Source organism: Neisseria sp. HMSC078C12, assembly GCF_001838065.1.
In the GTDB taxonomy this organism is placed as follows: domain Bacteria; phylum Pseudomonadota; class Gammaproteobacteria; order Burkholderiales; family Neisseriaceae; genus Neisseria.
On record NZ_KV835611.1, the window covers coordinates 300,931 to 315,343 of the forward strand.

The following is a 14,413-nucleotide window of genomic DNA, read 5'->3' on the forward strand; positions in this document are numbered from 1 at the left end:
ATTTTGGAAAGAACAGGCCGTCTGAAAAAATTCAAAGGACTTATTGTAGCACAATTGTCTTGATTTTATAAGCTTCTAGAAGCGTTTCTATGCTTCCCAAACCCTCGCATCTTCCATATCTTGCAAAATTTGGGTTTTCAATGCTTCGATACTCTCAAATTTTTTCTCGTCACGCAGTTTGTGCAGGAAGCGGACGAAGATGCGTTGGCCGTACAAATCGCCGTTGAAGTCGAACAGATGAACTTCCAGCTTCTGCGAGCGGTTGTTGCTGACAGTAGGGTTAAAACCAAAGCTGGCAACACCTCGGCGCGTACCGAATGTGCCGTCTGCTTCAACGACAAATACGCCGCTTAGCGCATAATGATACGGAGGAAGCTGGACATTGGCGGTAGGCGCGTTGATGGTGCGGCCGAGTTTTTGTCCGTGTTTGACCTTGCCGCTTAACACGTAATCATGGCCCAACAGTCTTTTGGCGTATTCCAACTTGCCGTCTGAAAGGGCTTGGCGGACGGCGGTACTGCTGGTGCGGATGTCTTCAACGATAATGGACGGCGTGCGCTCGGTTTGCATATCGGACTGTTGAGCCAAGAGTTCAAAACAGCCTTCACGGCCGGCACCGAAACGGAAATCGTCGCCAATCAACAAATAACGCGTGTTGAGCGTTTGGCGCAAAAGCCGGTCGATAAATGCTTGTGCGCTCATATCGGAGAAAGCTTGGTTGAAACGCAAGACCCAAACGGCATCCACACAGCCGGTTTCACGCAAAAGGCGCAATTTGGTACGCAGCGGGCTGATGCGGTAAGGCAGCTTTTTCCCGGCTTTGCGCGCAAAAAATTCTTTGGGCTGAGGCTCAAAAACAACAACGACAACAGGCAGACCGCGCCGGTCTGCCTCTCGTTTGAGTTTTTGTAGAATATGTTTGTGCCCGAGGTGTACGCCGTCGAAGTTGCCGATGGTTACGGCGGCTCCTTGCGGAAATTGGGGCGGGTGTCGCTGTCCAAGCCAGATGTTCATGGGTGGTGGGTAGTGTGTTTGAATAGGCGGCTATTGTAAACGTTATTGCCGTTTCAATAAACATTAGGCCGTCTAAAACCAATAAATATATGCTTTCAGACGGCCCTGAGGTTTGTTAATGCTTTACCACCACCAAGGATAACGGCCAAACGGATAACCCCAATCGTCGTAATAGCGATAGTAGCGGGCTTCGCGCAGCTGTTCTTGGGAAATATAGTTTTGCCATGCCATTTTGTAGCAGGCTTGGAACATCGGATCGGAAACTTTGTCGATATATTTGAGGCGGAAGGCTTTTTGTTCCGCAGTTGCAGCACCGGGTTTGCCTTCTTCGTCAAATTTGCGGCGGATCAGCGCGGCAGTGTCCTGATCGCATTGGCCGGCAAGATGTACTTGAAGATCCTGCTCATAGCGTTTCTGCGCTTGGGCGCGTGCGGCTTTTTGCTCGGGTGTGGTGGCGCAGGCGGCCAGCAATGCAACGGTGCCAAACAATAAGGTCAGACGGATAGGATTCATCGGATGTTTCCTTATGTTTATATCTTTCTATTAATGTACGCCCTCATTGTGTAATGGGCAAGTGTGGCAACTTGGGAACACTTTGGATTATTTGTTCTTATCGGCAGACAGTTGCATATAAAATACACCCTGTATGAATGTTTAACTCCAAACCCACTCAATGAACGCCGACAAACCGCCCCACTCCTACCGATTGCGCCACCATAGGCAACACACGCCTCCGTTTTGGCAGGCGGACCGCCCGTATCTGCACGAACACAATATTTCCGATGCCCGTTTCAGACGGCTGGGCTACATCATGGCCTTTCTTGCCGGTGCGATTAATGCGGGGGGATTCTTTGCATTTGCGCGCTATATTTCCCATGTAACCGGCTCCATGTCTCTTTTGGCTGATGTACTGTATCTTCAAGACTGGTGGTCTGCCGCAGTAACTTTTATCAGCGTGTTGTGTTTTGTTGCCGGTGCCGCGCATTCGGGTTGGGTGATTTTATGGACGCAGCAGATGCGTTTCCGTGGCAGCTTTGGGTTTTCCATGTGGCTGGAAGCAGTTTATCTGTTGATATTCGGTTGGTTCGGTATTGCTGCGATGGAATGGGATTTTGGCGGCTCTGATTTTATTATGCCGTCTTTAGCATTGTTTTTATTGTGTTTTATTATGGGTATGCACAATACGGTTATCACGCTTCTTTCCGGCGGCGCCATCCGTTCCACCCACATGACCGGCACGGCGACCGACTTGGGCATTGAAATTTCACGCGCGCTTTATTACTCCAAACAGCATCATCCGCGCCTGCCGCACGTCCGCGTCAACAAACCGAAAATGTGGCTTTTAAGCGGCTTGATGCTGTCGTTTTTGCTGGGCGGCGTGGTTGGCGCATGGGGTTATCATCTGGTCGGCCATCATTTCGCCCTGCCCGTTTCCGCCGTTTTGCTCATACTGGGTGCGGGTTCGGTGGGATACGACGTCAAGGTCAGATTGAAATGGGCATTCGTCAACTGGTATCGCCGCAAGCAGAAAAAACGGAAGAAACTGTAAAAAACTTTGCTGGTTATTTCACGGCAAAACGGCCAAGCTACTAGAAAAATGCAGAAATGCTTCAGAATTATGTTAACTGGCAAATATTTTCGTAATATCGGGTTAAACCCATTCTTTTGCGTTTCGGATATTGGGTATCATAAATCCGTAATGACCCACGCGGTTTTTATTCATTTTTTTCAGACGGCCCGGGCCGTCATCTAAAAAGAGGATACGACATGAAATTCTTGAAACCCCTGACCGTTATTGCTACTGTAATTCCTTTGGCGCTCACCGGCTGTGTGACCGATCCTGTTACCGGCCAACAATCCGCCAGCAAAACCGCCATGTACGGCTTGGGCGGTGCGGCCGTTTGCGGCATCGTCGGCGCGTTGACCCACGGCGGCAAAGGCGCGCGTAACTCCGCATTGGCTTGTGGTGCAGTAGGTGCCGGTATCGGCGGTTACATGGACTACCAAGAGAAAAAACTGCGTCAAAGCCTGGCCAACACCAATATCGAAGTCGAACGCCAAGGCAACCAAATCAAGCTGGTTATGCCTGAAAACGTAACCTTCGCCACCGGTAGCGCCGCCCTGAGCGGCCAAGCTCAAAGCGCTTTGTCTGCCGCTGCACAAACTTTGGTTCAATATCCTGATACGACTTTGACCATCAACGGCCACACTGACAACACCGGTAACGACGCCATCAACGAGCCATTGTCTCGCAACCGCGCCGAATCTGTTGCCACCTTCCTGCAATCCCGCGGCGTAAGCAGCACCCGTTTGAGCACTTTCGGTTACGGTTCCCGTCAACCCATCGCTTCTAACGCCACTGTTGAAGGCCGCGCACAAAACCGCCGCGTTGAAATCTTGATCAACCCTGACCAACGCGCCATCGACGCCGCTAAAAAACAAATGTAATCCGACCTTTGTCTGATTTACTTAATTGAAGACCGTCTGAAATTTACGTTTCAGACGGCCTTTTTATTTGCCGTATTTATCGGCCGGTTTTTCTTGCTCATCCGACTCAATATAAGATTTATTCCTTTATTAACAAGACTTTTCAATTTTTTCTTTAAAAAAACTGTATTAATACTCTAATTTTTACATTAACTTAGAGTATAATTCCTAAAATTTTAAAAACATACTTCATGCCGTCTGAAAAACAGCGGCTAAAACACACCGAATTTATACACACATCAGTCCGTTATCCCTTTCATTTCATAGGATTTCAGACGACACCACCCAGAATCTATGAAGGAGCATTCATGCAAAACAACTTTGACCCATTGATTATCCGTGACAAATCACTGATTCCCGTCGTACAGGGCGGCATGGGTGTAGGCGTTTCCGCATCAAAACTCTCCAGCGCGGTTGCACGCGAAAACGGCGTGGGTACCATCGCCAGCGTCGATTTGCGCCACTTGCATGAAGATTTGCTGGCCGAATCGAAAATCAATTCCAGCGAAGAAAAATACACCCGCCTCAACTGCATCGCGCTTGACCGCGAAATCAAAAAAGCCAAAGCCGATTCAGAAGGCAAAGGCATGATTGCCGTCAACGTCATGAAAGCCGTCAAAGACCATGCCGCCTACGTCCGTCAGGCCTGCGAATCCGGTGCGGACGCGATTGTAATGGGTGCAGGTTTGCCTTTGGACTTGCCGGAAATGGCCGAAGGCTATCACAAAGATGTCGCCCTTTTCCCTATCTTGTCCGAATCACGCGGTATCAATATCGTTTTGAAACGTTGGATGAAAAAAGGCGTTTTGCCCGATGCCATCGTTATCGAACACCCTGCCCACGCGGCCGGCCACTTGGGTGCGGCAACCGTTGACGGCGTGAACGATGCCAAATTCGAGTTCAAACGCGTCATTGAAGAGACATTTGAAGTATTCAAAAACTTAGGTTTGGAAAGCGAAAAAATCCCGTTGGTACTCGCCGGCGGTATGGCAAACTTTGAAAAAGTCAAAACAGCCTTGAAAAACTGGGGCGCATCCGCCGTCCAAATCGGTACCGCATTTGCCGTAACCGAAGAAGGCGATGCCCACATCAACTTCAAAAAAACGCTGGCCGGTGCAGAAACCGAAAAAGTAGTTGAATTCATGTCTGTCGCCGGTTTGCCTGCACGCGGCGTGCGCACCAAATTCCTCGACAGCTACATCAAACGCGAAGCCAAATTGCAAGCCAACGCCAAAAACGATCCGCGCCGTTGCACCCAAGGCCTGAACTGCCTGACCAGCTGCGGTTTGCGCGACGGTTTGGCCAAAGCCGGTCAATTCTGTATCGACATCCAACTTTCCGCCGCATTCCGTGGCGAAGTCGATAAAGGCCTGTTTTTCCGCGGTAAAGACCCGTTGCCGTTTGGCAACGCCATCCGTACGGTTCAAGAAACCATTCAATATCTCTTAAACGGTTCCTTGCCTGCCATCCCTGCCAAATAAACGTATCAACACTCAAAAGGCCGTCTGAAAAACATTCAACCCTGTTTTCAGACGGCCTTTTTGTCCCAATCCATCTAAAAAATGCTAAGATTATCGCCTGAATTTATCCAGCAGAAACATCATGAATCCATTATTGAACCACCTCAAACCCTATCCTTTTGCCCGCTTGCGTGAAGCCATGCAAGGCATTGACGCACCCGCAGGCGTAACGCCCATCCATCTGCAAATCGGCGAGCCGAAACACCCGACGCCCAAAGTCATCACCGATGCGCTGACCGCCTCCCTGCACGAACTGGAAAAATATCCGCTGACCGCAGGCCTGCCCGAACTGCGCCAAGCCTGCGCCGAATGGGTTGCCCGCCGTTATGATGGTTTGAGCCTCAATCCCGACAATGAAATCCTGCCCGTATTGGGCAGCCGGGAAGCATTGTTCTCCTTTATCCAAACCGTTTTGAATCCGGCTTCAGACGGCCCTAAACCGGTCGTTATCAGCCCTAATCCTTTCTATCAAATTTACGAAGGCGCGACTATATTAGGCGGCGGCGAAATCCATTTTGCCAACTGCCCGGCACCCAGCTTCAACCCCGATTGGAGCAGCCTGTCCGAAGACGTATGGCGGCGCACCAAAGTCCTGATTGTCTGCTCGCCCAATAATCCGAGCGGCAGCGTCCTGCAATTAGAAGACTGGAAAGAAATTTTTGATTTGCAAGATAAATACGGCTTCATTATTGCCTCTGACGAATGCTATTCCGAAATTTATTTTGATGACAACAAACCGATCGGCGGCTTGCAGGCTGCGGCGCAATTAGGACGCGGCACGCACAACATTATTATGTTTACCAGCCTGTCCAAACGCTCCAATATCCCCGGTTTGCGTTCCGGCTTTGTCGCAGGGGATGCCGAGTTGCTCAAAAACTTCCTGCTCTACCGCACCTACCACGGCAGCGCGATGAGCATTCCTGTCCAACGCGCCAGCATTGCCGCTTGGAACGATGAGGAACACGTCATTGCCAACCGCCGCCTCTACCAAGAAAAATTCGACCGCGTCATTCCGATTTTGCAACAAGCATTCGATGTCAAACTGCCTGACGCATCGTTCTATATTTGGCTGAAAGTTCCCGACGGTGACGACTTGGCATTCACGCGCAACCTGTGGCAGAAAGCCGCCATCCAAGTATTGCCCGGCCGCTTCCTTGCCCGCGATACCGAGCAAGGCAATCCGGGTGAAGGCTACGTCCGCATCGCTTTGGTTGCCGACGTGGAAAGCTGTGTCAAAGCAGCCGAAACCATTGTTTCGCTCTACCGCTGACGATTAAGCAAACAAAGGCCGTCTGAAACTTCAGACGGCCTTTTTATTAAATAATCGGATAATTTATATGGTGAAGTCCAGAAGGTAGAAATCTTCTTTACCTACGCCGCATTCAGGGCATTTCCAGTCGTCGGGGATGTCTTCGAACTTGGTACCTGCCGGCAGGCCGTGTTCGGGGTCGCCGACATCTTCATCGTAAATCCAGCCGCAAGGGCCGCACATATATTGAGCCATTTGGTGTTCCTTCTATTTTGAAAGGCCGTCTGAAACCGTATTTCAGACGGCCTTTTGTGTGTCTTATTGTTGATATTTTGAATTTATTGCGCTGCTTCCAAAGCGGCGATTTCTTTGCGCAGGTGTTTGATGGCCGGTGTTACGATGGCGACAAACATGGCCTCGCGGACACGGCGTTGCGCCGGGCTGCGCATCAGATAGCCTTTCGCACCTGCATGCAATGCAGCAGATTGAGTGGCGTTCAATGCCAATACGGCAGCCGCTTCACGCAGTTTCAAGGTTGCCAGCGTATCAGGTTTATTGTTCCACGCATCATCGGCAAGACGTTCTGTTTCCGCCCATGCGCCGTCCAAAGCGGCTTTCAATTCATCGTAGCTGTGGTCGAGGTATGAGTTTACTTCTGCGTTCACCACATTGGCCATGCGGATAATGCCGAGCGCACCGTCAATCACACCGGCGCCGATACCCATTTGCAGCAGAATGAAACCGGCTTTAATGGTCGGGATATAAGACTGGAACTGCTCAGGCGCAGCAATCACATCTTCATCGGGAATAAACACATCTTTAAAATTCAGGCTGTAAGTGCGCGTGCCTTCCAAACCGCAGAACTCAGGACAGTTTTGCAAGGTAACGCCTTCCCATTGGCCGCCGGTGATAAACATCACATAGCTGTCACCGATTTGGGCGGTATTTGCCCAAATATGGTCTTCGCCGATATTGGATACCCAAGGCAAAGCGCCGTTGATTTTGTAGCCGCCTTCGACACGTTCGGCTTGCAGGTTGTGTTTTTCGATACCGGCAAGGTGTTTGACGGTATTGGACATGCCCGTACCGGCCAAAACTTTGCCCTGCAGAATATCGGCCAAATATTTGTCTTTGACCGCTTGGTTAGGAGATTGGTGCAGATACCACGCGCAAGCCGCCTGACACCATGCGCTGAACGAAGTCGCGCCGCATTCTTTACCGATTTCGCGCAATACGGCGATTTGCGTTGCCAAACCCAAACCGTTACCGCCTTCTTCAACCGTACCGGTCGCGGCAAAACCGCCGATTTTGCCCAATTCCAGCATAAATTCTTTCGGGTACAGGCCTTTGCGGTCGATGTCGTCCACCAATGGTTTTAATTTGCTTTTAACGAGTTCGGCAACATTGTTCAGTAAAGCTTCGCGTGTCATTTTTTTTCCTCTGGATATTTTGGCGATATTGAGTTCTTTTAAGAAAGGCCGTCTGAATTTTCAGACGGCCTTTGATGGGATTAGGCAAATGCCTGCAATTCAGGGTTGATTTCGGTTTTGGCAAGGTTGTTGACGTAGTTGCACAAGGTTGCCAAAGCAACGCCCATAACGACTTCAACGGCTTGCTGTTGGTTGTAACCGGCATCGAAGAATGCTTTCAGCTCGTCGTCGGATACCGCGCCTTTTTTCGCCATAACGGCTTGGGTGAATGTCGCCAAAGCACTCAGTTTGGCATCGTCAAACTCACCCGCAGCCAATGCGCGCGCAGCTTTGATGGATTGTTCGGAAAGCAGTTTTTTCAAGGTTGCCAGTTTGGTGTGGCCGGCAACGCAGAAGCCGCATTCATTGGTACGCGCGGCAATGATTTGAATAACTTCGACTTCGCCGGCAGTCAGGCTGTTGGCACCATTCATTTTGCCGACTTCTTGATAAAACGCCAAAGCCTCCGGCGCATTGGCCAAAACGCCGATCAGGTTAGGAATAAAGCCGTTGTTTTTCAATACGGCTTCAACGCGTGGTTTGGCGGCTTCAGGAGCGGTTTCGACTGTGTGTATGGTTAAACGTGACATCTTTATGACCTTTTTTGTAATAAAACGAAGTGGGCATGATAAGCCATTCGTTTTTGTTAGAAAAAGATTAATTGGTTATTTACCGTAAACCAAAAGTTATAAGGCCGTCCGAACGGATTCAGACGGCCTCATCATAACAATTCAACTCATTATTTTATAAAGTTTTTCAGCAGCATAGAAGCGATGTCGTCCAAGCCGAAGCCATCCGCATCTTGAGCCGTGCCGTTAGGCGTCGCTTTATCGACCAAGTCTGGCAGCACTTTAGCCAACAAATCGCCTGCTTGGCCGGCATCCACGCCGAATTTTTGCGCGATTTGGTTCACGGTATCGCTGCCCAACACATTTTGCAGGTCGCTGCCGGATACAGGCAGGTTGCTGGATTGGTTGGACACCCAGCTGCTCAGGGCATCACCCAAACCGCCTTGTTGCAGTTGGTTGATCAGGTTGCCCACGCCGCCTTGCTGTTTAACCAAATCCATCGCCATATCGGTCAGAGAACCTTGTGCGCCGTTTTCGCTGTTGCCACCCAACATTTGGGTAGCCGCATTCAAAAGATTGTCCATGAGAGCCATGACTTTTTCCTTGTGTGTGTTTATGTCTAAAAAAAGAAAGCGGAGTGTAGCAAAATTTATACCGGAAAAAATCAGGCTTAACCAAACTAAACTTCTTTTATCCCAAAGCCGTAACAAAACCAAGGCCGTCTGAAATCCGGTTTCAGACGGCCTAATAATCAATAACGTTATTCTTCGCGGCCATTGAAATACTCGGCCGCTCCACCTTCAAAAAAGCCTTGCAAAATCGCCTGTGCCGCCACTTGGTCAAGCACGGATTTTTGTTTTCGGCCAAATACTTGGGCTTCCGCAAGCAGGCTTTCCGCGTATAGGGAAGACATCCTTTCGTCCACCCAATAAACCGGCAAATTAAAACGTCCGTGCAAACGGCGGCCAAACTTGCGGCTCAAACGGGTCAGCTCATGCTCCGTGCCGTCGGTATGCGTCGGCAGGCCGACCACAAAATACTTGGGTTGCCATTCTTTGACCAGCTTGGCAATGGCCTCGAATTTTTCATCATTGCTGTTGCCGGTTACCGTCGCCAGCGGATGGCTCATACCCAGCTCCGCCTCGCCCTGCGCCACGCCGATGCGCGCCTCGCCGAAGTCAAAGGCCAAAACCGTGCCTTTTGGTGCTTCAGGCATGGCCGACTCCTGAAACCAAGGCGTTCGGATTGACGCCCAATTTTTCAAAAGCGGCGGCATAACGAAGTTCGTAAGGCACATCAAAAAGAATATGCTCGTCCGCAGGGACAGTCAGCCAAACATTTTCTGCCAGCTCGCGCTCCAACTGCCCTTTGCCCCATTTCGAATAACCGATACTGATCAAAGCCTTATCCACCGCGCCTTCTTTAGACAGGTTTTCAATCACATCGCGCGAAGAAGTCAGCGCCACGTTATCGGTTACCACCATGCTGTTTTGCCAGCGGCCGATCGGCGTATGCACAACATAGCCGCGCTCAATCTGAACCGGCCCGCCCATCATCACGTTTTCATGTTGCAGGCGCAACGGGATATTGCGGTCGGCGGCGGCGAAAATCATGTCCATGGTAATCGGCGAAGGCTTGTTGATGATGATGCCCAGCGCACCTTCTTCATCGTGTTCGCACACATAAATGACCGTATCCGTAAAAAACGGATCGTCCATATGAGGCATGGCAATCAGGAAATGGTTGGCTAAATTCATATTCTTCTTAATCTATTAAGCTGATTTTATTATTTTTGGCCGTCGGAAATCGGCGCGTCCACCACGCAGGCGCCGTAAACCGCACCGCCTGCCGGTACCGGCGTATCGGTTTTCGCATGGGCAAAACACGATACCGCGCTCAAAGAGTTTTTCGGCGAGCCTTGAACGATTTTATCGCTGTACACCAAATAAGCGAAAGACTTACGTTTCGGGTCGTAGTAGCGGATAATCTGCTGGCTCTTAAATGCCATGCTGGCGCTGCGTTTGAACACTTGTCGCGGTTTCAAAACTTCAGACTCGTTATAACGGATGACTTCCGCACTTTGCACGCAGGAAACCGATGCATCGCTGGCATCTTCTTCCAGATTGACCGTTTCTTTCAAACCGCCTTTTTTCGCGTACGAAATATAGCAGGCAACCCCCTGCACATCAGGATCATCAAAACCTTCCACTTCAATACGGTCGTTTTTACCCAACATATGAAACACCGTACTGGCGCGTCCGATTTTATCGGTATCGTTACCGCAAGCCGCCAAAACCATGGTGCCCAACACTACTAATAAATATTTTTTCATAATATCCTGTCAATGCAGACTGTCAGTTTCCAGGCAGGCGGAATCATATCCGCCTACTCCATCATTACTATATAAGACCGTTCGTCCATATTGCAACCCAATATTATTTTCAGACGGCCTGACAGACAGTATAATCCGTCCTATTGTTCCTACTTTAATAGCAAGATCGAACCATGCGTTACAAACCCCTCATCCTCGCCCTGCTGCTCAGCTTCTCCCTGCCAACCCATGCTGCCAAAGACGCGCCAAAAGAAAAAGCGGCCGCCGTCAAAAAAGCTGCGCCCGTGAAAAAAGAGAAAGAAACCACTAAGGCGGATGCCAAAAAAGAAATCTCAAAAAAACAAGCGGTAAAAGAAAAAGAGGAAGACAAAAAAGCGGTTAAAGCCAAAGCCTCCAAAGAGAAGGAAACCGCCGACAAGAACGAACGCGCTTCAGCCAAAAATAAACCGGCTAAAGCCGCCGAAGCCGCTGTCGACAATAAAAAAGCCAACCGCAAAGCCGAAGAGCCTAAAGAAACAGCCAAAGACAAAAAAGCTGCAGCCGCAAAATCCGGCAAAGCCAAAGAACAAGACAAAAAACCTGTTGAAGATAAAAAAGACAGTAAAGCCAAAGAACCCGTAAAAAAAGCAGACCCTAAGGAAACCAAAACCAAAGAGCCTGCTAAAAAAGCGGCTGAGGATAAAAAAGACCGTCAATCCAAAGAACCAGTAAAAAAAGCAGCCGAAGACAAAAAGGCTGACGCTAAAGAAACCAAAGCCAAAGAGCCTGCCAAAAAAGCTGTTGAAGATAAAAAAGACGCTAAAAAAGACACAAAAGCCAAAGAGCAAAACAAAAAAGACGAGCCTAAAGCTGAGCCTAAAGCCGTCTCTTCAGCCGACAACGATTTCAAAGCAGCCGTAACTGCCGCTGCCAACGAGATGGAAAGCAAGAAATCCTTTGCCAAACGCAACGAGGGTTTCATTATCCATGTCAATGCCACGCTCAAACAGCTGCAACAAACACGCAACAACCTCTCCGGCATCAACCGCAAACAACGCGATGCATGGGAAAAATTCCAAAAACTCAATGCCGATGCCAACCAGTTGAAAGCCGAAGTTTCCAACACGCGCGCCCAAATTTCGCGCTTTGTGTCCGGCAACTATAAAAACAGCCAGCCCAACGCGGTTGCCCTCTTCCTGAAAAACGCCGATGCCGGTCAAAAAACCCGCTTCCTGCGTTACACGCGTTATATCAACAACGCCAACGACCAAGTCATGAGAGACTTGGAAAAACAACAAAAAGAGCTGGCGGCGCAAGAGCAAAAAATTAACAATGAATTGGCTTACCTGAAAAAACTGCAAGCCAATATCCAAGCCTCGTTGCGTCAACAAGGCGTGACCAATACCGCCGAACAAGCCGAAAGCCGCCGTCAAAACGCGCAGATGGCCAAAGAAGCGCAAAAGAAAATCAACCACAGAGAAAACGAGCAGCGCCTCAACAATCTCTTGAAAGATTTGGAAAAACGCAAAGCCGAGCAACGCAAAGCCGAAGCCGAAACGCGTAAAAAAGCCGCCGAAGCTCGTTTGGCCGCCGCCGAAAAAGCACGCAAAGAGCAGGCTGCCGCCCAACAAAAAGCCGAAGCCGAACGCGCCGCCATGTCCACGCTGACTGACGAAGACATGAAACTGCAAGCCCCAAATACCCAAGGCTTGACCGTCAGCAACGCCAACAGCTTCAGCCGTATGCAAGGCCGTCTGAAAAAACCGGTCAACGGCACATTGGCAGGCCTGTTCGGTCAAGACCGCGGCGATGGCGAAGTTTGGAAAGGCGTGTTCTACAATACCGTTCCGGCTCCGGTCAGCAGCATTGCCTCAGGCACGGTTACTTTTGCCGGCGAACTTGAAGGCTACGGCAAAGTAGTCGTCCTCGATCACGGCGACGGCTATGTCAGCATTTACTCTGGTTTGAGTGAAATTGACATCGCCCAAAACTACGCCGTCAATGCCGGCAGTAAAATTGGCACCAGCGGCACTTTACCGTCGGGCGAAACCGGCCTTTACCTTGAAGTCCGCTACAACGGACAAGTCATGAATCCGCTTTCATGGATTAACTGATGTTTCAGACGGCCTGAGTGAATTCTCCCTCCAGGCCGTCTGAATTTTCATCATAAACTACAATAAAACACGATTTTCACGCCTGTTCAGCACATTAAACAACAAACTTTTACCTTAAACTTATTGTTCCGAGCGTTTAAATCACATAAAGTCAACGGGTTCAGAGAAAACAAAAACCACTTTGCTTACCGTACACAAAAAGAAAGTCAAACGAATGTCAACAAAATCCACTTTGAAAAAAGTTGCAATCTACACTCTCGGCGCATTTAGCGGCATCGCCCTCAGTCTGAGTGTACAAAGTTTTGCCGCCGAAAAAGACAAAAAAGACAACGAGGCCCTGCCCGTGCAGACCATCCGCACCATGGCAGAAGTGTACGGCCAAATCAAAGCCAACTATTACCAAGACAAACCCGATGCCGAGCTTTTTGAAGGCGCAATGAAAGGCATGGTGTCCGATCTCGATCCGCATTCCGAGTATATGGACAAAAAAGGCTATGCCGAAATGAAAGAATCCACCAGCGGCGAATTCGGCGGCCTGGGCATGGAAATCGGACAAGAAGACGGCTTCGTCAAAGTCGTTGCCCCGATTGAAGATACGCCTGCAGAACGCGCCGGCGTAAAAAGCGGCGACTTCATCGTCAAAATCGACAATACCTCTACCCGCGGCCTGACCGTCAGCGAAGCCGTCAAAAAAATGCGCGGCAAACCGGGTACCAAAATCACCCTGACCCTTTCACGCAAAAATGCCGACAAACCCATCGTCGTCAACCTGACCCGCGCCATCATCAAAGTCAAAAGCGTGCGCCACCATCTGCTTGAAAAAGACTACGGCTACATCCGCGTCTCTCAATTCCAAGAGCGCACCGTTGCCGCCCTTAATGAAGCCGCACAAGCCCTTGTCAAAGAAAACAAAGGCCCGCTCAAAGGCATCATCCTCGACTTGCGCGACGACCCAGGCGGCCTGCTCAACGGCGCAGTCGGCGTATCCGCAGCCTTCCTGCAACCTGACGTAACCGTTGTCAGCACCAAAGGCCGCAACAAAAAAGAAGGCATGGTTCTCAAAGCAACTGCCGAAGACTACATCACCACCAGCGGCAAAGACCCGTTGGCCGGATTACCTGCCGAGCTGAAAACCATTCCTATGACCGTCCTGATTAACGCAGGCTCGGCCTCCGCTTCCGAAATCGTTGCCGGCGCATTGCAAGACCACAAACGCGCCGTCATCGTCGGCACACAAAGTTTCGGCAAAGGCTCAGTGCAAACCCTGATTCCGCTTTCCGGCGGCAGCGCAGTCAAACTGACCACCGCGCTGTACTACACGCCGAACGACCGCTCGATTCAAGCACAAGGCATTGTCCCTGACGTTGAAGTTAAAGACAAAGACCGCGCCTTTGAAAGCCGCGAAGCCGACTTGGTCGGCCATATCGGCAATCCGCTGGGCGGCCAAGACGTCAACAGCAGCAACGAAACGCCTGTCAACACAGAAACCAAAGCCGATAAAGATAAGTCTAAAAAAGACAAAGACGAAGATATCTCCAGCCGCCGCATTCCCAATCCGGCCAAAGACGATCAGCTCCGCAAAGCCTTGGACTTAGTGAAAAATCCAGCCGAATGGCAAAAATCTTTGGGCTTGGCAGCGAAAAAACCTGCACCGAAAAAAGATGCGGATAAAGACAGCAA

General features: G+C 50.0%; 15 protein-coding genes. 6 read left to right on the forward strand and 9 right to left on the reverse strand.

Features of this window, described 5'->3' with window-relative positions; genetic code table 11:
- Positions 1 to 87: 87 nt before the first annotated feature.
- Positions 88 to 1,014, reverse strand: coding sequence for a bifunctional riboflavin kinase/FAD synthetase (gene ribF, locus HMPREF2596_RS08150; RefSeq protein WP_070850675.1), 927 nt, complete (start codon positions 1,012 to 1,014; stop codon positions 88 to 90).
- A 123-nt stretch (positions 1,015 to 1,137) separates the two neighbouring features.
- Positions 1,138 to 1,527: a hypothetical protein gene (locus tag HMPREF2596_RS08155; RefSeq protein ID WP_070850676.1), complete on the reverse strand. Its 390-nt coding sequence runs from the start codon at positions 1,525 to 1,527 to the stop codon at positions 1,138 to 1,140.
- A gap of 160 nt (positions 1,528 to 1,687) precedes the next feature.
- On the opposite strand from HMPREF2596_RS08155, the gene HMPREF2596_RS08160 reads away from it, so the two are divergent.
- The 4 genes from HMPREF2596_RS08160 (at position 1,688) to dapC (ending at position 6,291) form a co-directional block, all read left to right on the forward strand.
- Positions 1,688 to 2,563: a YoaK family protein gene (locus HMPREF2596_RS08160; protein ID WP_003747306.1), complete on the forward strand. Its 876-nt coding sequence runs from the start codon at positions 1,688 to 1,690 to the stop codon at positions 2,561 to 2,563.
- A gap of 218 nt (positions 2,564 to 2,781) precedes the next feature.
- A complete protein-coding gene (locus HMPREF2596_RS08165; protein WP_070850677.1) occupies positions 2,782 to 3,462 on the forward strand; it encodes a YiaD family glycine zipper/OmpA-like lipoprotein in 681 nt (226 codons plus the stop codon).
- A gap of 347 nt (positions 3,463 to 3,809) precedes the next feature.
- The gene (locus tag HMPREF2596_RS08170; protein ID WP_049348330.1) at positions 3,810 to 4,982 is read left to right on the forward strand and encodes an NAD(P)H-dependent flavin oxidoreductase; all 1,173 of its coding nucleotides are present in this window, start codon (positions 3,810 to 3,812) and stop codon (positions 4,980 to 4,982) included.
- Positions 4,983 to 5,103: 121 nt separating this feature from the next.
- Entirely contained in the window at positions 5,104 to 6,291 is a 1,188-nt protein-coding gene (gene dapC / locus HMPREF2596_RS08175; protein WP_070850678.1) for a succinyldiaminopimelate transaminase, read from the forward strand.
- Between the two features lie 63 nt (positions 6,292 to 6,354).
- Here the strand turns inward: dapC and HMPREF2596_RS08180 are convergent, their stop codons facing one another.
- From HMPREF2596_RS08180 to HMPREF2596_RS08210, 7 genes are all read right to left on the reverse strand, one after another.
- Entirely contained in the window at positions 6,355 to 6,525 is a 171-nt protein-coding gene (locus HMPREF2596_RS08180; protein WP_003747315.1) for a rubredoxin, read from the reverse strand.
- Positions 6,526 to 6,608: 83 nt separating this feature from the next.
- Entirely contained in the window at positions 6,609 to 7,700 is a 1,092-nt protein-coding gene (locus HMPREF2596_RS08185) for an acyl-CoA dehydrogenase family protein (protein WP_003747317.1), read from the reverse strand.
- Between the two features lie 80 nt (positions 7,701 to 7,780).
- A complete protein-coding gene (locus tag HMPREF2596_RS08190; RefSeq protein ID WP_003747319.1) occupies positions 7,781 to 8,329 on the reverse strand; it encodes a carboxymuconolactone decarboxylase family protein in 549 nt (182 codons plus the stop codon).
- 149 nt (positions 8,330 to 8,478) lie between these two features.
- Entirely contained in the window at positions 8,479 to 8,901 is a 423-nt protein-coding gene (locus HMPREF2596_RS08195; protein ID WP_070850679.1) for a YidB family protein, read from the reverse strand.
- Between the two features lie 167 nt (positions 8,902 to 9,068).
- Positions 9,069 to 9,524, reverse strand: coding sequence for a Holliday junction resolvase RuvX (ruvX, locus tag HMPREF2596_RS08200; protein ID WP_070850680.1), 456 nt, complete (start codon positions 9,522 to 9,524; stop codon positions 9,069 to 9,071).
- Positions 9,517 to 10,065 carry a YqgE/AlgH family protein gene (locus HMPREF2596_RS08205; protein ID WP_049322876.1) on the reverse strand — a complete coding sequence of 183 codons (549 nt, stop codon included), beginning with the start codon at positions 10,063 to 10,065 and terminating at the stop codon, positions 9,517 to 9,519. The genes ruvX and HMPREF2596_RS08205 overlap by 8 nt, the downstream gene beginning before the upstream one ends.
- 29 nt (positions 10,066 to 10,094) lie before the next feature.
- On the reverse strand, positions 10,095 to 10,640 hold the full coding sequence (locus HMPREF2596_RS08210; protein ID WP_070850681.1) for a CreA family protein: 546 nt from the start codon (positions 10,638 to 10,640) through the stop codon (positions 10,095 to 10,097).
- Between the two features lie 173 nt (positions 10,641 to 10,813).
- Between HMPREF2596_RS08210 and HMPREF2596_RS08215 the strand changes: the two genes are divergently transcribed.
- Both HMPREF2596_RS08215 and HMPREF2596_RS08220 read left to right on the forward strand, forming a co-directional pair.
- A complete protein-coding gene (locus HMPREF2596_RS08215; protein WP_070850682.1) occupies positions 10,814 to 12,733 on the forward strand; it encodes a peptidoglycan DD-metalloendopeptidase family protein in 1,920 nt (639 codons plus the stop codon).
- Positions 12,734 to 12,947: 214 nt separating this feature from the next.
- On the forward strand, positions 12,948 to 14,413 hold a 1,466-nt coding region (locus tag HMPREF2596_RS08220; protein WP_070850683.1), incomplete at its 3' end, for a S41 family peptidase.